At 55.2% G+C, this 15,763-nt stretch carries 14 protein-coding genes; 13 read left to right on the top strand and 1 reads right to left on the bottom strand.

Translation table 11 applies throughout. The features are described from left to right. Positions 1–43 precede the first annotated feature (43 nt). Positions 44–934, bottom strand: coding sequence for a LysR family transcriptional regulator (locus tag KF947_RS21660; RefSeq protein ID WP_227405088.1), 891 nt, complete (start codon positions 932–934; stop codon positions 44–46). A gap of 158 nt (positions 935–1,092) precedes the next feature. Here KF947_RS21660 and leuC point away from each other — a divergent pair, with 158 nt between their 5' ends. The 13 genes from leuC (at position 1,093) to KF947_RS21725 (ending at position 15,748) form a co-directional block, all read left to right on the top strand. Then, a complete protein-coding gene (gene leuC / locus KF947_RS21665; protein ID WP_227405089.1) occupies positions 1,093–2,544 on the top strand; it encodes a 3-isopropylmalate dehydratase large subunit in 1,452 nt (483 codons plus the stop codon). A 3-nt stretch (positions 2,545–2,547) separates the two neighbouring features. Continuing rightward, positions 2,548–3,195, top strand: a complete 648-nt coding sequence (leuD, locus tag KF947_RS21670) for a 3-isopropylmalate dehydratase small subunit (RefSeq protein ID WP_133730686.1) — start codon at positions 2,548–2,550, stop codon at positions 3,193–3,195. 99 nt (positions 3,196–3,294) lie between these two features. Next, positions 3,295–4,374: a 3-isopropylmalate dehydrogenase gene (gene leuB, locus KF947_RS21675; RefSeq protein WP_227405090.1), complete on the top strand. Its 1,080-nt coding sequence runs from the start codon at positions 3,295–3,297 to the stop codon at positions 4,372–4,374. 274 nt (positions 4,375–4,648) lie between these two features. Beyond that, positions 4,649–5,761: an aspartate-semialdehyde dehydrogenase gene (gene asd / locus KF947_RS21680; RefSeq protein WP_022523215.1), complete on the top strand. Its 1,113-nt coding sequence runs from the start codon at positions 4,649–4,651 to the stop codon at positions 5,759–5,761. A gap of 187 nt (positions 5,762–5,948) precedes the next feature. After that, positions 5,949–8,216, top strand: a complete 2,268-nt coding sequence (locus tag KF947_RS21685; RefSeq protein WP_227405091.1) for a FimV/HubP family polar landmark protein — start codon at positions 5,949–5,951, stop codon at positions 8,214–8,216. A 9-nt stretch (positions 8,217–8,225) separates the two neighbouring features. Next, on the top strand, positions 8,226–9,164 hold the full coding sequence (truA, locus tag KF947_RS21690; RefSeq protein WP_227405092.1) for a tRNA pseudouridine(38-40) synthase TruA: 939 nt from the start codon (positions 8,226–8,228) through the stop codon (positions 9,162–9,164). Beyond that, positions 9,161–9,799, top strand: a complete 639-nt coding sequence (locus KF947_RS21695) for a phosphoribosylanthranilate isomerase (RefSeq protein WP_227405093.1) — start codon at positions 9,161–9,163, stop codon at positions 9,797–9,799. The genes truA and KF947_RS21695 overlap by 4 nt, the downstream gene beginning before the upstream one ends. 184 nt (positions 9,800–9,983) lie before the next feature. Next, a complete protein-coding gene (gene trpB, locus KF947_RS21700) occupies positions 9,984–11,171 on the top strand; it encodes a tryptophan synthase subunit beta (protein WP_208862649.1) in 1,188 nt (395 codons plus the stop codon). A 23-nt stretch (positions 11,172–11,194) separates the two neighbouring features. After that, on the top strand, positions 11,195–11,998 hold the full coding sequence (gene trpA, locus KF947_RS21705; RefSeq protein WP_133730693.1) for a tryptophan synthase subunit alpha: 804 nt from the start codon (positions 11,195–11,197) through the stop codon (positions 11,996–11,998). Between the two features lie 94 nt (positions 11,999–12,092). Next, positions 12,093–13,112 (top strand): acetyl-CoA carboxylase, carboxyltransferase subunit beta, encoded by a 1,020-nt coding sequence (accD, locus tag KF947_RS21710; protein WP_133730694.1) that lies wholly within the window; start codon positions 12,093–12,095, stop codon positions 13,110–13,112. Then, positions 13,090–14,448: a bifunctional tetrahydrofolate synthase/dihydrofolate synthase gene (gene folC / locus KF947_RS21715; protein ID WP_227405094.1), complete on the top strand. Its 1,359-nt coding sequence runs from the start codon at positions 13,090–13,092 to the stop codon at positions 14,446–14,448. The genes accD and folC overlap by 23 nt, the downstream gene beginning before the upstream one ends. Beyond that, positions 14,435–15,169, top strand: a complete 735-nt coding sequence (locus KF947_RS21720) for an SPOR domain-containing protein (RefSeq protein ID WP_133730695.1) — start codon at positions 14,435–14,437, stop codon at positions 15,167–15,169. Before folC ends, KF947_RS21720 begins: the two co-directional genes overlap by 14 nt. A gap of 3 nt (positions 15,170–15,172) precedes the next feature. Beyond that, positions 15,173–15,748, top strand: a complete 576-nt coding sequence (locus KF947_RS21725) for a CvpA family protein (RefSeq protein WP_133730696.1) — start codon at positions 15,173–15,175, stop codon at positions 15,746–15,748. Positions 15,749–15,763 lie beyond the last annotated feature (15 nt).

Raw genomic sequence — 15,763 nt, forward strand, 5'->3', positions numbered from 1 at the left:
AAGCGTCAGCATTCAGGCGTGATTAAAGCCCTGCACTATTACGCTAGCTGTGCCGAGCGGCTTCAATCTCCTCAATCATTCGGCGCGCTGCATTTGAAAGCGTTCGATTGGTATGCACTAAATAGCCCAGCGGTCGGTAAATAGGCGGGGTGTCTACCTTAAGCTCTACTAGTTCGCTATCGATCATCTTTTCTGGCAGTAGGCTCCAGCCTAATCCTACGCTGCACATCATTTTTAGCGTTTCTAAGTAGTTGGTCGCCATGCTAACAGGCAATTGAAGGCCAGCTTCGTTAAAGCGTTTCGCAATAAGTGACCCTGTAAAGGTCTTCGCCCCCGGCATTACACAGTTGAATTCGCACAGATCGGCCAATGACAGGAGGCTTTGAGGCGCCCGGGCGTGGTTGGCAAGTGGGTGGTCAATCGCACAGATAAAGCAGAGCCTATCGCGCCACAGTTCTACGACCTGCAGTTGCTCATGAGGGTGGGGGGCAAGCGTCACCACCGCCATTTCCAAAGTGCCATCCAGTACCCCCTGGTAAGCCTGCTCAGAATCCAGAAAATGCAGGTCGAGTTCGACTTCCGAGTGGCGCTGGGTGTACTGCTTTAACAGTGGTGGTAAGCGGTGCAAGCCAATATGGTGACTGGTGGCCAGGGTGAGCTTGCCGCCCACTTGTCCAGAAAGGTTGGCTAGCGCCCGGCGGCTGTCCTCAACGGTAAACAGGATGCGCCGCGCTTGAGGTAGCAGCACATTCCCTGCTTCGGTTAGTGCAATACGCCGACCTATGCGGTCAAACAGCCTTGCACCTACCTGAGACTCCAAGGTAGCGATGCGTTTGCTAACGGCGGGCTGAGTAAGATAAAGCTGTTCCGCTGCGCGGGAGAAACTTTGCGTATCGGCGACAGCCAGAAAGGCTTGTAGGCTTTGGGTATCCACTTACGAATCCTTGAATAAGTATTCCTATTTGGAATCTAATCTATGAATAACATGAATTGCTTTTATGCGCGAGTCGCGTAACACTCGTGCTATCGCCATATAAGCAGCACGAAGAGGCTGCCATAACGAACTAGCAGGGCAACGCCCAGGAGAGCCATATGTCAGGTCAAACACTTTACGACAAACTCTGGAATCAGCATTTGGTCAAGCAGCGTGATGACGGCACTGCGTTGATCTATATCGACCGCCAGCTGCTTCACGAGGTGACCTCGCCGCAAGCGTTTGAAGGCCTGCGTTTAGCTAACCGTAAGCCGTGGCGTTTGGATGCTAACTTAGCCACGCCCGACCATAACGTGCCAACGACCATTAAAGAGCGCGCCGAGGGCAACAGCGGTATTAAAGACCCGGTGTCGTTGATTCAGGTGCAAACCCTGGACGACAACTGCCTTGAGTACGGCATCGAAGAGTTCAAAATCAACGATCCGCGTCAGGGCATCGTGCACGTAGTTGGCCCCGAGCAGGGCGCAACTCTGCCAGGAATGACCGTGGTGTGTGGCGACTCCCACACCGCGACCCACGGCGCCTTTGGCGCTTTGGCTCACGGTATCGGTACCTCGGAAGTCGAGCACGTCATGGCGACCCAGTGCTTGCTGGCGCAAAAAATGAAGAATATGCAGGTGCGCGTGGAAGGTGAGCTGGGCCTGGGAGTAACAGCAAAAGATGTGGTACTGGCGATTATCGGCAAGATTGGCACCGCTGGCGGCACTGGTTATGCCATTGAATTTGCCGGTAGCGCGATTGCCTCGCTCTCTATGGAAGGGCGCATGACCGTTTGCAACATGGCCATTGAAGCGGGCGCACGGGTGGGTTTGATCGCCGTTGACGAGACCACCATTGATTATCTGGCCAAGCGTCCCTTTGCGCCTACCGCAGAGCAGTGGGATGCCGCAGTGGCAGATTGGCGCAACTTAGTGTCTGACGACGATGCGCAGTTCGATAAGGTGGTTACTTTGCAGGCTGAAGAGATCGAGCCACAGGTGAGCTGGGGTACCAGCCCTGAAATGGTCACCGGTATTTCCGGTCAAGTGCCTGATCCGCAGGCCGCGCTGGATGAAACCGTGCAGCGCAGCCACACTCGCGCACTCGAGTACATGGGCCTTCACGCCAATCAGAAAATCACTGATATCAAGTTGGATAAAATCTTTATCGGCTCCTGCACCAACTCGCGTATTGAAGATCTACGCGAAGCCGCCAAAGTCGCCAAGGGCAAAAAAGTAGCTGATTCCATCAAGTTGGCCATGGTGGTGCCGGGTTCTGGCTTGGTGAAGCGTCAAGCTGAAGCGGAAGGTCTGGATAAGATCTTTATTGAAGCAGGCTTTGAGTGGCGCGAGCCGGGCTGCTCCATGTGTTTGGCTATGAACGCGGATAAACTGGGTGCCGGTGAACACTGCGCTTCGACCTCTAACCGCAACTTTGAAGGGCGCCAGGGCTACGGTGGCCGCACGCACCTGGTCAGCCCGGCCATGGCAGCGGCAGCGGCGATTGCCGGTCACTTTGTTGATGTTCGCAGCTTGCCCGCTAACGACGCCACTCACGCTCAGGAGGCCTAAACCATGAAAAAATTTGAACGTTTTGAAGGCGTGGTAGCGCCCCTTGATCGCGCTAACGTCGACACCGATTTGATTATCCCGAAGCAGTTTTTGAAGTCGATCAAGCGTACTGGCTTCGGCGTTAACCTGTTTGACGAACTGCGCTACTTGGATGAAGGCCAGCCGGGGCAGGACTGCTCACAGCGCCCGCTGAACCCTGATTTTGTCTTGAACCAGCCGCGCTTCAAAGGCGCTGAAGTGCTACTTGCTCGGCGCAACTTTGGCTGTGGCAGTTCTCGTGAGCACGCGCCTTGGGCGCTGGAAGATTTCGGTTTCAAGGTCGTGATTGCGCCTAGCTTTGCCGATATCTTCTACAACAACTCGTTCAAGAACGGCATTTTGCTGATCACTTTCCCAGAAGATGTGGTCGATCGCCTGTTTGCCGAGGTGGATGCCAGTGAAGGCTATCAGTTGGATGTGGACTTGGAGAACCAGCGGGTCATTACACCGAGCGGCGAGATTTTAGAATTTGAAGTGGATGAGTTCCGCAAGCACTGCCTGCTGGAAGGATTGGACGATATTGGCCTGACGTTAAAAGACGAAGACGCCATTCGTGCCTTTGAGCAGAAACATAAAGCTGCGCGTCCCTGGTTATTCCGGCAGTCTGCGTAAAGGCTTTCCAGTTTTCAAAGTAGGTTTGATAGCGCGTTGCAATCCCATTGCAACGCGCAAAGCGGCTAATGTCGCTCGATAACACGTTAAGGATTCAGCATGACTCATAAGGTATTACTGCTGCCGGGTGACGGTATTGGCCCCGAGATAGCTGCTCAGGCGGCACGCTTGTTGAAGGCATGCCAAGAAGCGGGCTTGGATATTGAAGTAGAAGAGGGCTTGGTGGGCGGCTCCGCTTACGATGTTCATGGCGAGCCGCTGCCCGCGGAAACTCTCGAAAAAGCCAAAGTGGCCAGTGCGATTTTGTTGGGCGCCGTGGGTGGCCCCAAGTGGGATAAAATTGAAGACCTCTCCAAGCGTCCTGAAAAAGGCCTGTTGGGGCTGCGTAAAAATCTTGGACTGTTCGGCAATTTGCGCCCAGCAATGCTCTACCCGCAGTTGGCCAGCGCCTCCAGCCTCAAGCCTGAGTTAGTTGCCGGGCTGGATATTATGATCGTCCGCGAGCTTACCGGCGGCATCTACTTCGGCCAGCCCCGTGGCATTGAAGTACGCAACGGCGAAAGGGTCGGCTTTAACACCTATATCTATTCTGAAAGCGAGATTGAGCGCATTGGTCGTGTCGCATTCGAGATGGCCCAGAAGCGCGGCAAGAAGCTCTGTTCAGTGGATAAAGCTAACGTACTAGAAGTCACTATTTTGTGGCGGGAAGTGATGGAGCGTTTAGCGCCGGAATATCCGGACGTTGAGCTTTCTCACATGTACGTGGATAACGCCGCCATGCAGCTAGTGCGCGCACCCAAGCAGTTTGACGTGGTGGTGACTGGCAATATGTTTGGCGACATTCTCTCTGACGCTGCCGCTATGCTGACCGGCTCCATCGGTATGCTGCCTTCTGCTTCGCTAAACGAAAGCGGGCAGGGCATGTACGAGCCATGCCACGGCAGCGCGCCGGATATCGCCGGTCAGAATGTAGCTAACCCACTGGCCATGATGCTTTCGGTGGCCATGATGCTCCGCTACTCACTGAACGAGAACGCCATGGCAGAGCGCATTGAAGCCGCCGTCGGCAGCGTGCTGGATGACGGTCTGCGCACTGCGGATATCGCATCCGAAGGTATGCAAAGCATCGGTACCGATGCCATGGGTGATGCAGTATTGGCGGCGTTTGCAAAGCAGTGAGTAAAGTTATCGGGCTACTCCGGCGATAGGTCTACGAGGGGGCGCTGTAAACCCCTCCCTGGGCGCTACATTTGCCACTGACCGCCATGGATGGCAGAAATGCCGTAATTGCATGGACGCATTTTACGGCCACGGCAAATGCCCCCCTCTACGACCTATCCCCGGCGCCCTGGATTTCGCAGTCGTGATTACACCACTGGTCAATGTGGTTTCAAAAATCAGCGTAAAGAATTGTGTATAATACCAAGACTCATTCTTTGCAGGAGGACTTCATATGTTGAAAGTCGGTTTCGTGGGATGGCGCGGCATGGTGGGCTCAGTGCTAATGCAGCGTATGCAGGAAGATGGTGATTTCAATGGCATCGAGCCGGTATTCTTCACCACCTCCCAGGTCGGCCAGCCCGGCCCCGACATCGGTGTAGACGTACCTCCGCTAAAAGACGCCTTTGATATTGAAGCGCTCAAAGCGTTGGATGTTGTTGTCACCTGTCAGGGCGGTGACTACACCAAGCCCGTCTATAAAGACCTGCGTAGCGCAGGCTGGAAAGGCTACTGGATTGACGCTGCCAGTACGCTGCGTATGGAAGATGAAGCGACTATCGTGCTGGATCCGGTCAACCGCAAGGTCATCGATGACCAGCTAGCTAAAGGCGCCAAAACCTTTGTGGGCGGAAACTGCACCGTGAGTCTGATGCTCATGGGCTTGGGCGGTCTGTTTGAAGCCGATATGGTCGAGTGGATGACCTCCATGACCTACCAGGCAGCTTCTGGTTCGGGCGCTAAGCACATGCGCGAGCTGCTCAACCAAATGGGCCAACTGCGCGATAGCGTCGGCGAAGAGCTAAAAGATCCGTCAAGCGCGATTCTGGATATCGACCGCAAAGTAACGGCTGCCATGCGCAGCGGTGACTTCCCGACCGATAACTTTGCTGCGCCGCTGGCAGGTAGTTTGCTGCCATGGATCGATACCAAGCTAGACAACGGCCAGAGCCGCGAAGAGTGGAAGGGCAGTGTTGAGACCAATAAGATTCTTGGCCTCGATAACAACCCGATCCCCATCGATGGCCTGTGCGTGCGTATCGGTGCGATGCGCTCACACAGCCAGGCGTTCACTATCAAGCTGAAGCACGATGTGCCGCTGGATGAGATAGAAGATCGCATCGCCAAGCACAACGAGTGGGTCAAGCTGATTCCTAATGACAAAGACGCCACCATTGCTGGCCTAACGCCCGCGGCTGCTACCGGCACGCTGCAAGTGCCGGTTGGACGCCTGCGTAAGCTGCAAATGGGCGGAGAATACCTCTCAGCCTTTAGCGTGGGTGACCAACTGCTGTGGGGCGCTGCAGAGCCACTGAAGCGTATGCTGAAGATTTTGCGCGAACAGTAATTGTCGTTGTCGCAGGTAAGTCAAAAACGGGAAGCTGTTCGCAGCTTCCCGTTTTTTTACTCGGCAGTTTCTAGCGTTGGTAGGAAAGTGATCATTATTTGGTTAAGTTATGCTAAAACTAGCCATTAGGTTGGAAGCTCAGCTTACTTGGCACCGAATATTAAAAGGTAGGCAGTAGGGATCATTCATGAAAAAAACACTGACGTGGATTACATGGCTCTCACTGAGTGCAGTCAGTCCTCTCGCACTAGCCATTGGATTGGGCCAGGCGAGTGTCAGCTCGTATCTGAATGCGCCTTTAGATGCTTCAATGCCGTTGCTAGAGAGCAATCAATACGCGCTTAAAGATATTCAAATAAGCGTTGCCGAACCGTCAGAGTTTGCTTCAGTTGGACTTGAATGGTCACCACTAGTGGCTAATGTTCGAGCTCAAGTCAGTGAGCAGCAGGGGCAACGTCAGGTAGTCTTGAGTTCGCAACAGTCAATGGAGGAACCGTGGCTAGAGCTGCTGCTGACTATTGACTATCCAGGTGGACAGCATACCCGTGAAGTTACCCTGCTGTTTGATCCTCAGGGCTATTCTGAGACCGCGGCGCAGGGCGGTACGCTAGATAGCGCTCAAAACAATACACAAGAGAATGGCCTCAACACTTCGCAGGCGAGTAATCAGGGTCAGATTGACGCCTCAAACGCTCTCCCTGTATCTACCCTAAGTGATTCTTTAACGACAGAACAGTCCATAGGAAGCGAGGTTGCTGGCAGCAGCAGTCAAACCAGTGCCTACGTAGGCAGTGGCGATACTTTATGGGGCGTGGCCGAGCGCATAAAACCTGCTGATGCTAGCGTGCAGCAAATGATGGTTGCGCTGCTTGAAGCCAATCTTAATGTATTTCCATCAGGCAACGTTCACGATATGCGCGCGGGTCGAACGCTACAGGTGCCAGATTCCCAGCGCGTGCTGGCACGCTCTCGAGTAGATGCCGCCTCGACTATTCAGGCTATGAATGAAGCTTGGCGCTCGCGGCGTAATGGAAGTCTCCAGGAGGTGCCACTTCCCCCCGCAGAGCGCAATGTTGAAACTCTCTCGATCTCTGATTTGGCGATAGCGACTGCCCAAGCAGTGCAGAGTAACAGTATGGGTACCCCTGATGCTGGCCTGGCTGCCGCGGCTTCAGAGCCAGTCGAGTCAGAGGGGAGTGCGCCTGAAATGAGTGAAGAGGAAGCGTCTAGGGCAGAAGTCCCTGAAGGAGCGGAAGAGAGAGACGAGCAGGTCGAAGCATTAACGCCCGTGGAATTAACAGAGCAGCTTCGCTTGAGTCAGGCGACCCTTCAGCAAGTCCTTGATGAGCGTGAGCTGATGCGCGCTGAGATCAATGCGTTAGATAGTGAAGTCGGCTCGCTTAACCAGGCCTTAAGCGAGTCACTTGCTGCCCAGCAGCAGGCGCAAACGCAGCTCGAGGCGAGCAATGCCCAAAAGGCTGATCAAGATTTGATTAGTTTAATTGCTCGCTATCAGTGGCCATTAGCTGCCGTTGCTATTGTGCTGCTTATAGGGTTGCTGTTATTGCTCCGTAAGCGGCGAGAGGAGAGTTGGGAGCCTATTTCCACTTTGCAGGAGTCAGTGCCTACACCCACGGCGTCTTCAAGCGCGGATAACAGCACTGCTTCGCCTGTGCAGCCGACTACTCCTCGCCGCGATAGCAACCAGTCCCAAACCACGCCCTTCAACGTAGGCACCACTGATATACCTTTAGCCGCCAGCGAGACAGAAAAGGTCGATGAGTCACAGGCTGCCAGTACAGAGGAGGGGACAAGTGCCGAGAATGCCTCTCCCCTGTTCAGCCACCAACAGGAACCGGTGTTTTCGACCAAAGAGTGGTTTGTTAACGCAGAACCAGAAGTGCCCCCACAAGAAGCACCGTTTCACTATGAGAAAAGCCAGGCAGCAGGACTGGCAGAGCAGGGACGTCAACGCCGCTACGAGCCCTATGGAGGTGGCGCGGGCAGCGCCGAGCATACCTCGCTAGCGCCACCGCCTAGCGCACGGCCTTTGCGCGCAATGCTTGCCGCCTTTAGCACTGAATCGCCAGAAGAGGTACAGATGGACTCTGTCCAACAGACAGAGCCGAGAACCGCTACCGACGTCACTGAGGGGGGAGCGGCATCAAAGCAGGAATCAGCTGAAACGAGCGCTTCTGAAGAGGTTAGCGAACCTGGTCATCGCTTTATTGACTATCAGCCCCCAAGGCTAACAACTCCCTTCGATAAAGCTGAGCAGAGCCGTTTGGAAACGCCTATGCAACCCACGGTAGAGTTTCCAACTGAATCATCTGCTCCGTCTGAGGCATCTGTTAGACAGCCACGTAGGCCAATTGAAGAGGAGTGGGACATTGAAGAGGTAGCATTCAAGCCGCGAGGCCTGGATAATAGCGATCCTTCAAAATCTTCAAAATGATGTGGCTTGATGACGCTGTTCTATCACTTCGATGAGAAAATTCCGCTTACTGGCCGTTTGGCAATGGGTATCGAGTACGACGGTACCCAGTACTGTGGTTTCCAGCGCCTTAAGCACGCCGCATCTGTCCAGGCTTCGTTAGAGGCTGCGCTGTCCAAGGTGGCCAATGAGCCTATTCAGGTGCATGCCAGCGGTCGCACTGATTCGGGCGTGCATGCCACGCGCCAAATCGTGCATTTTGACCCCACCGCGGGGCGTTCTGAGAAAGCCTGGATTTTTGGTGCCAATACCCAGTTACCTCGCGACATAGCCGTGCGCTGGGTGAAACCAGTGGGCGACGACTTTCATTCCCGCCTGTGCGCCTTGGGGCGGCGCTACCGCTACGTGCTGCTGAATCAGATAAGCCGTCCGGTGTTGGAGCGGGCCAATGTGACTTGGTGCCGTGACCCCTTAGACGCCGATGCCATGCACCGGGCCGCCCAGGCGTTGGTAGGCGAGCACGATTTTTCCAGCTTCCGTGCCGCTGGCTGTCAATCCAAAACCCCCTGGCGTCATATGCACTTTGTGGACGTGAAGCGGTACGGCCAGCTGGTGATGATCGATATTCAAGGCAACGCGTTCTTGCACCATATGATTCGCAACATTGCCGGGGCGCTGGTGAGTGTCGGACGTGGTGCCCAAGATGAAGCTTATATTGGTGAACTTTTAGCGCTTAAAAACCGGCGCAAAGGGGATGTGACGGCGCCTGCCTGTGGACTGCATTTTGTCGATTCGGTTTACGATGAGCGCTTTGATTTGCCTAAAGAGCCTTTGGGGCCGCATTTGCTCTCTTTTACCGGAGAGTGGACGGGGGAGCGCGAGCTTCCTGATACGCCCCGGGTGGCTTATCGGCGCAATCGCTCGCTGCGTAACCCGGCAGCTACCCCTGAACAGGAGGCGTCGTCATGAGTACTGCTCCGCTAACCCGCACCCGCATCAAGTTCTGCGGTTTTACGCGTGGTGAGGATATTGACCGCGCCGTGGCGCTGGGCGTGGACGCCTTGGGTTTCGTTATGTGGCCAAAAAGTGCGCGCAGCGTGAATGTCGAACAGCTGGCGGCGCTCTCTGCCCGCGTGCCCGCCTTTGTGACCCGCGTGGGGCTGTTTGTCGACCAGCCTGCAGAGCTCATTGAACAGTGCTTGCCCTATCTCGATATGCTTCAATTTCACGGCAATGAATCGCCCGATGAATGCCAGCGCTTTTCGCTACCCTGGATGAAAGCGCTGCGCATGCGCGATGCGATAGATCTTGCTCAGGAGGCAGAGCGCTATCATCACGCCCAGGCGCTGCTGCTTGACGCTTATCGGCCGGGAACGCCAGGGGGCACGGGGGAGACCTTTGATTGGTCGAGAATCCCCGCAAATCTTGCAAAACCTGTTATCCTCGCCGGTGGGTTGAGTGCTGATAACATTGCTGACGCTGTGCGTCAGGTAGCGCCCTATGCCGTGGATGTGTCTGGCGGTATTGAAGCCTCCCACGGCTGTAAAGATGCTGACAAGATGGCGTGTTTCGTGCGTCAAGTGGCATTAGCCGACACCCGTTAGCGTTCGCCGTTTATGTGCGACTAGTTTGTGTGTAATTTATACGTATTGCTTATAGGTATTTTATCGAGCTACGTGTTTACGACGATTCATTTATTGTTTGCCTGTTCTGGCGATCTTGTGAGGTATCCCTGTGACTGTTTCTGCGACGCCTGCACCAAAAACCAAGTTCAGTGATCTGACCCAAATGCCGGATGCCCGCGGTCATTTTGGCCCTTACGGCGGTCGATTTGTGTCAGAGACCCTGAGCTTTGCGTTGGAAGAGTTGGAGAAAACGTACTCAAGCTTGCGTGATGACCCCGACTTTCAGGCTGAGTTTGACTACGATCTTGCCCACTATGTGGGGCGTCCATCGCCGCTCTACCACGCCAAACGCTGGTCGGCGAGTCTTGGCGGTGCACAGATTTGGTTGAAGCGGGAAGATCTGAATCACACTGGCGCTCATAAGGTAAACAACACCATTGGTCAGGCGCTGCTGGCCAAAAAAACCGGCAAGCCACGCATTATCGCGGAAACCGGGGCGGGCCAGCATGGCGTTGCCTCGGCAACCGTCGCCGCTCGCTTAGGGCTTGAGTGCGACGTTTATATGGGGGCTGAAGACGTCCAGCGCCAAAAGCTGAACGTGTACCGTATGCGCCTATTGGGCGCCCGGGTCATTCCGGTAGAGTCAGGTACCCGCACCCTCAAAGACGCCATGAACGAAGCGCTGCGTGACTGGGTCACCAACGTTGACAACACCTTCTATATCATCGGTACCGTGGCCGGCCCGCACCCTTATCCGCTGCTGGTGCGCGATTTCAACGCCGTAGTAGGGCGCGAAGCGCGCCGTCAGTCGCTGGAGCAGATCGGCCGTTTACCTGACGCACTGATTGCCTGTGTGGGCGGTGGCTCTAACGCCTTGGGTCTGTTCTACCCCTTCGTGGAAGATGACGACGTGGCCATGTACGGCGTTGAAGCCGGTGGCGATGGCGTTGAAACCGGCCGTCACGCGGCGCCGTTGGCATCCAATGCGCCGCGAGGCGTGCTCCACGGTAACCGCACCTACTTAATGTCAGATGAAGCCGGGCAGGTGTCGGATACGCACTCCATTTCAGCCGGCCTGGATTATCCTGGCGTAGGCCCAGAGCACGCGCTGTGGAAAGACGTGGGGCGGGTCTCCTATGTGGCCGCTAACGATAAAGAAGTGCTCGAAGCGTTCCGTGAGCTGACCCACATGGAAGGCATTATGCCCGCCCTTGAGTCGGCCCATGCGCTGGCTCATGCCAAGGTATTGGCGCCTACCATGCGTCCTGACCAGCATATCGTGGTTAACCTCTCCGGGCGTGGCGACAAAGACATCATGACCGTTGCTAAGATTGATGGCATCGAATTTTAAGGTCAGCTTTTTTAAGGGCGAGCATGAACCGTATTGATCAGCGTTTCAGTGAACTTAAGCAGCAGGGACGCAAGGCCCTGATTCCTTACATCACCGCAGGTGATCCAGCGCCGCAGTACACCGTGGGGTTTATGCATGCCCTGGTGGAAGCAGGCGCTGATGTGATTGAGCTAGGCGTGCCTTTTTCCGACCCCATGGCGGATGGCCCGGTGATTCAAAAAGCCTGTGAACGTGCGTTAAAGCAGGGCACACGGCTGATTGACCTTATGCAGATGGTCAAAGAGTTCCGCCAAACCGATACCACCACACCGGTTGTGTTAATGGGCTACTTGAATCCCATTGAGCGTATCGGCTACGAAAACTTTGCCGATCAAGCCGCCAGCGTGGGCGTTGACGGTGTGCTGATTGTGGATATGCCACCTGAAGAGGCCGACGAGATTGGGCCGCTGCTGAAATCGCGGGATTTAGCGGCGATTTTTCTCGTTGCACCTACCACTTCTAATGAGCGTGCCGCTACAATATGCGCCCATGGCGAGGGCTACCTCTACTACGTTTCGCTGAAAGGCGTGACCGGTGCCGCCACCCTGAACGCAGACGATGTGGCTGAGCATTTGGCGCCGCTGCGGGGGATGACCGATTTACCGCTATGTGTTGGTTTCGGTATCCGCGACGGTGTGACGGCCGCAGAAGTAGCTAAAGTCGCCGATGGTGTGATTGTAGGTAGCGCTTTGGTTAACCGTATCGCTGAAAGCGTCGATGCGCCGGAAACCATTGCGGGCCAGTTGAAAAGTGTATTAGCAGAGATGCGTACGGCGATGGATGCCTAAGGCAAAATGCTTTATCGCCTATACTGAATAGATTCACGACACTCATCGAGCCTGGTTCTGCCAGGCGTTGACGTATAACGGAAGCCTTTTTGATATGAGCTGGTTAGACAAGATCGTACCCTCTATGGGTCGCATCCAGCGTAAAGACCGTCGCGCTAGCGTGCCCGACGGCCTCTGGCGTAAATGTCCCAAGTGCGAAGCGGTTCTCTACCTCCCTGAGCTAGAGAAACATAACAGCGTCTGTCCCAAGTGCGATCACCATCTGCGCTTGACTGCACGCAAACGCTTGGACTGGTTCTTGGATAAAGCAGGACGCGAAGAGATCGCGGCGGAAATCGAACCTAATGATCGGTTGAAGTTTCGCGACTCTAAAAAATACAAAGACCGCCTGACCGCGGCGCAAAAAGATACCGGCGAGAAAGATGCGCTGGTCGCTATGCGCGGTGAGTTGGACGGTTTGCCGGTGGTCGCCGTTGCCTTTGAGTTCACCTTTATGGGCGGCTCAATGGGGGCCGTAGTTGGCGAGAAGTTTGTTCGCGCCGCTACTCTGGCGCTGGAAGAGAATATCCCGCTGGTATGCTTTGCCGCCTCCGGTGGTGCCCGCATGCAGGAAGCGCTTTTCTCGTTGATGCAGATGGCTAAAACATCCGCCGCGCTTGAAAAGCTCAAACAAGCGGGTGTGCCGTATATTTCTGTGCTTACGGATCCCGTCTTCGGCGGTGTTTCAGCCTCACTAGCCATGTTGGGTGACTTGAATATTGCCGAACCCAATGCCTTGATTGGTTTTGCCGGCCCGCGGGTTATCGAGCAAACGGTGCGTGAAACCTTGCCAGAGGGGTTCCAGCGCAGCGAGTTTCTGCTTGAGCATGGTACTGTCGACATGATCGTTCATCGTCATGAAATGCGTGCCCGCGTGGGCAGCGTGCTGCGTAAGTTAACGCATCACGACGCAACCCCGGTGAGTTCGACCAATCCTGATGATGCGGAGGTTGTTGAGCCTATCGTTGAGGAAGATACCTTAGCGGAAACTGCTGACGTCACCTTTGAGAAGGTTGAAGCGCCCCAGAAGGACACCAGTACCGCTAAGAGTGATGACCATTCACGCAATGCCTGACTCTCTACAGACACCTTCTTTGCCGCTCTACTCTTTGCAGCAGTGGCTCCAGCATTTGGAAACGCTGCATCCGGTAGGGATAGATATGGGCCTGGAGCGGGTCTCGCAGGTTGCCAAGCGGATGGGGCTGCTTTCAAGCCCCATCGCCCCCCGGGTCATTACGGTAGCAGGCACCAATGGCAAGGGCTCAACCCTTGCCATGATTGATAGCGTTGCCCGTGCCCATGGTTGGCGAGTGGGTACCTACACCTCTCCCCATTTATTGCGCTACAACGAACGCGTTAAAATCGACGGCCAGGAAGCCGACGATCAATTGCTGGTGCAAGGTTTTGAGCAGGTTGAGCGTGCGCGATTGCAAGGCGGTGAAATCAGTCTGACCTATTTTGAAGCGGGTACACTGTGCGGGCTGTGGTGCTTGGCCAATGCCAAGCTGGATCTTGCGGTCCTCGAAGTGGGGCTGGGTGGTCGCCTTGATGCAGTCAATATTATTGATGCGGACGTGGCCATTGTTACCACTATTGCTCAGGATCACGCTAACTTTTTAGGCACCGATTTAACCCAGATTGGCCGTGAGAAAGCGGGTATTTTTCGGGCCAATCGACCCGCCGTGTTAGGCAGTCAAACCTTACCTTCCAGTGTGGCTGAATGTGCTCAGGTACTAGCAGCGCCTATGTTTGGTTTGGGCCAGCAATTTGCCCATAAGGCGATGGACTCTGAGCCTTCTCGATGGTGCTGGCAGGGGCAGCATGTGGATGGGCAACGCATTGTAATTGATGACCTTCCCGAACCGGGGCTGCCTGTTGATAACGCCGCCACTGCTTTGCAGGCGCTTGTGCTTGCAGGGCTTGGGTTAGAAGTGGCGCGCGTGCAAGCAGCGCTGAGTTCTGTGCAGTTGCCAGGGCGGCTGCAGTGGATTGGGCCTTGGTGCCTGGATGTGGGGCATAATCCTCATGCCGCCGAGTATGTCGTTCGCCACTTGCCGCGACCGCCGGAAGATGGCCGACAGTGGGGCCTTATCGGCATGTTGAATGATAAGGATATTGACGGTGTCATACAGGCGTTAGCGTCTCGTATTAGTGATTGGGTATGCGTTTCGCTGAGTGGGGAGCGAGGTTGCCAGGCAAGCGAGTTGTCGCAACGTATTATAGCTCAGGGAGGGCGAGTGCATTTTCGCGCTGATTCGCCGCAAGCTGGCGTCGATTGGCTCGCTAACGTGTTAACGCCCAATGATCGTGTCTTGGCCACCGGGTCGTTCTTTACAGTAGCGGCACTGTTAGCTCGGCCACTGCCAACAGGCGCTGTGTCGCTTGATGGAGACGGAAATGAAATACGGTAAAACGGAACGCATTAGCGGTATTGTGATTCTACTCGCGCTACTGGCGATCTTTGTGCCGTGGTTAATGAGCGACCCCGCGCCTAGGGAAGAGCGTCCCCAGCCGAACTTTGTGATCGAGCAACCCGTTGAAGTGGAGCGCCGTGACGTTCCTGCACCGGAAAGGCCTTCAACCATTGGCGAGCAGTCGCTATCGTCAGCGCCCCGTAATGAAGAGGGGGATATGCCTATTGACGTCGATCCGAGGTTACCGGAAACCGATCAAATTGCTGCTGCTAATCAGTCGTCCTCCAGTCCCGAGGCGGCGGGATCCAGTGAGCCCGATGAAGCTCCGTCAATCTCTGATAGTGACCCTATTGCTGACCTGATTGCCAGCAATAGTGGCAGCGCCCAAAGCAGCAGTGAAGACTCGTCGCAAAGCTCTTCACAGGACTCTTCACAACGTTCATCGCAAAGCTCCTCGTCTAGCTCTTCGCCCCCCGCCGCCAGCGCTCAGGGAGAGTGGGCGGTGCAAGTCGGCAGCTTTGGTGAGCCCGGCAATGCGCAGCGCCTTAGCGAGCAACTTTCGGGGGAGGGGTTTACTGTTTATCAGCGTGAGCGGGACAATAATATGACCACCGTCTTTGTGGGCCCTTATGCCACTTCTGAAGAGGGTGAGTCCGCCATGACCTCGATCAAAGAGCGAGCCAATGTGCAGGGCCTTCTTGTTCGGGTAAGAGACTAAACCATGGCGTTAACATGGATTGATGCGGTTTTCTTGGCCGTGCTGGCGCTATCAATGCTAGCCGGATTCGTTAGAGGATTTGTTCGCGAAGCATTGGGTTTGGCAGCCTGGGTCGTTGCCTTAATGGTTGCCCGAGTACTTGCCGAACCGGTGGCCGAACTGATGAGCGGGTTTATCGATAGCTTTGATGCCCGCCTGGTACTCGCTTTTATACTGGTGATTTTTGCCGTTATTTTGCTTTGCGGCATAGTGATTCGCTTGGTGCATGCGGCGATTGAATGGGTGGGCATGGGGCTTTTGAACCGCGTGGCGGGGGCCGCTTTTGGCGTTGCCCGCGGAGCGGTTATTCTGCTTATTGCTACTGTATTGATTACCCTAACACCGCTGGCGGAACTGCAGGCGTGGCAACAAGCTGAGCTGCGCCCAACCTTTATTCAACTGCGCGATTGGGCGGTGAGCCAGTTAGATCAGTGGGATCGCGAGCTCCCAGAAGCGCCATCGTCGCTGCGCAACATCTCTCTACCTGAACTGCGTCTGCCCGGTGCGGCGGAGCGTGAGGTTATCCCAGCAGGTGATTGACCTGCTACTGAAGTC

This window comes from Halomonas sp. FeN2 (assembly GCF_020595105.1).
In the GTDB taxonomy this organism is placed as follows: domain Bacteria; phylum Pseudomonadota; class Gammaproteobacteria; order Pseudomonadales; family Halomonadaceae; genus Vreelandella; species Vreelandella neptunia.